Origin of the sequence: Acidovorax sp. HMWF018, assembly GCF_003061035.1 — a bacterium.
In the GTDB taxonomy this organism is placed as follows: domain Bacteria; phylum Pseudomonadota; class Gammaproteobacteria; order Burkholderiales; family Burkholderiaceae_C; genus Acidovorax; species Acidovorax delafieldii.
The window spans coordinates 1-2,260 of the sequence record NZ_QAIM01000353.1 but is presented as its reverse complement, the minus strand read 5'-3'; the positions used below and the strand labels follow the sequence as shown (position 1 = coordinate 2,260).

The following is a 2,260-nucleotide window of genomic DNA, read 5'->3' as shown; positions in this document are numbered from 1 at the left end:
GTAGTGCGCTGCAGACGCTGACTTTTCTGGCCACCTTCTCGGTGGTACTCGTCAGCTCGGTGGGTTTTGTGTTCATGTCGCGCGACCGGGCCGACGTAAACAACCGCGTGCTGGCCGCGCTGGACCCGCTCACCGGCGTGGCCAACCGCCGCTCGCTGATCGCGGCGCTGGATCGCGACGTGGCCCGCGCCCAGCGCATGCGCGAGCCCATGGCCCTGATGATGGTGGACATCGACCACTTCAAGGACGTGAACGACCAGTACGGCCATCCGGCGGGGGACCGCGTGTTGTGCAGCGTGGTCAACGTCCTGCGCCAGCGCGTGCGTGCGCAGGACTTGGTGGGCCGCTACGGGGGCGAAGAGTTCATGGTGCTGCTGCCCGACACCGGCCTCGTGGGGGCCGAGCAGCTGGCGCGCGAGCTGTGCAAGGCGGTCGAGGAGTCCCGCTGCCCAGCCGATGGCGTGCCCGGCCCCGGCATTGCGGTCACGGTGAGCATTGGCGTGTTTGGCGGGCGGCTGGAGTCGGGTGACAGCTGGGACATGCTGATTGCTGCCGCCGACCGCGCGCTGTACCAGGCCAAGAACAACGGCCGCAACCGCGTCGAGGTGGCTACGGGCCTGCGCCGCCCCAGCGCCCAGCTGGCGGCCCAGGCCAATCCCGAGACCCTGCCCGAGTCTCTGTATTGATCGATGGCGCCCGGCGGGGGGTTGTGTTGGAATGGCGGATTGATCACCTTCTGCCTTCAGGAGCCCCACCATGAACGCCCGCGTGCCCTCCCAAGTCCTTCAGCCTGAGCTTGCCCTGCAGCGTGTCAGCCAGGCCTGGGACAGTGACATTGTTCGCCAGCTCACCGACTACATCGCCATCCCTGCCAAGTCCCCCACGTTCGCTGCCGACTGGGCCGAGCTGGGCCTGCTCGACACCGTGGTGCGCAACGCCGCCGCCTGGGTGGAGTCGCAAAAGGTCGAGGGCCTGACGCTCGAAATCGTGCGCCTGGAAGGCCGCACCCCGGTGCTGTTCTTCGAGATCGCCGCCACCCAGCCCGGCGCCACCGACACCGTGCTCATGTACGGCCATTTGGACAAGCAACCCGAGTTCTCTGGCTGGCGCAGCGACCTGGGCCCTTGGACGCCCAAGTACGAAGACGGCAAGCTCTACGGCCGGGGCGGCGCCGATGACGGCTATGCGGTGTACGCCAGCATCGCTGCGGTGCAGGAACTCAAGCGCCAGAACGTGCCGCACCCGCGCATCGTGGGTCTGATTGAAACCTGCGAGGAAAGCGGCTCGCGCGACCTGCTGCCCTACATCGATGCACTGAAGCCTCGCATGGGCAACGTGGCGCTGGTCGTGTGCCTGGACTCGGGCGCCGGCAACTACGACCAGCTGTGGCTCACCACCAGCCTGCGCGGCATGGCCAGCGGCACGCTCAAGGTCGAGATCCTGACCGAGGGCATCCACTCGGGCGATGCCTCGGGCCTGGTGCCCTCGTCGTTCCGCATCATGCGGCAGGTGCTCGACCGGCTGGAAGACAGCGCCACCGGCCGCCTGCTGCCCCAGAGCTTCCATTGCGAAGTGCCCGCCGACCGGCTGGCCCAGGCCCGCGCCACGGCGGCCATCCTGGGCGAAGAGGTGTACCGCCGCTTCCCCTGGGCGCACTACGACTGCGGCGGCTCCACCACGTTTGCACTGCCCACCACCACCGACCCGGTGCAGGCATTGCTCAAGCGTACCTGGGAGCCCACGCTCAGCGTCACCGGTGCCGAGGGCTTCCCGGCGCTGCAGGACGCGGGCAACGTGCTGCGGCCCTACACCGCCTTCAAGCTCAGCCTGCGCCTGCCCCCGCTGGTGGACGCCGCGCAAGCCGTGCAGGACCTGAAGGCGCTGCTGGAAGACAACGCGCCCTACCAGGCCAAGGTCACCTTCCAGAGCGGCGGCGGTGCCACGGGCTGGAATGCCCCGGCCACCACACCCTGGTTCGAGCAGGCGCTCAACGAGGCTTCGCAGGCGCACTTTGGCGCGCCCTGCGGCTACATTGGCCAGGGCGGCACCATTCCGCTCATGAACATGCTCAGCGAAGGCTTTCCCACCGCGCAGATGATGGTGTGTGGCGTGCTGGGCCCCAAGAGCAACGCGCATGGCCCCAACGAGTTTTTGCATGTGCCCTATGCCAAGCGCCTCACCGCCTCCGTGGCACACGTGATGGCGGCCATGGCCCAGCAGGCAGCCGCTGCGGCCACGGCCCCCTGACACCAGAGGGCGC

2 protein-coding genes are annotated in these 2,260 nt (G+C 68.4%); both read left to right on the top strand.

The window, feature by feature from the left end:
* A partial coding sequence (locus tag DBR23_RS30660) for a GGDEF domain-containing protein (RefSeq protein ID WP_233250446.1) occupies positions 1–686 on the top strand: 686 nt, incomplete at its 5' end.
* A 70-nt stretch (positions 687–756) separates the two neighbouring features.
* Positions 757–2,247, top strand: a complete 1,491-nt coding sequence (locus tag DBR23_RS13410) for a M20 family metallopeptidase (protein WP_108498586.1) — start codon at positions 757–759, stop codon at positions 2,245–2,247.
* The last annotated feature ends 13 nt before the right edge of the window (positions 2,248–2,260 follow it).

What these genes read in the sequence shown, in the direction of transcription:
- DBR23_RS13410 (WP_108498586.1), top strand. Translation starts at nt 757, where the DNA reads ATGAACGCCCGCGTGCCCTCCCAAGTCCTTCAGCCTGAGCTTGCCCTG.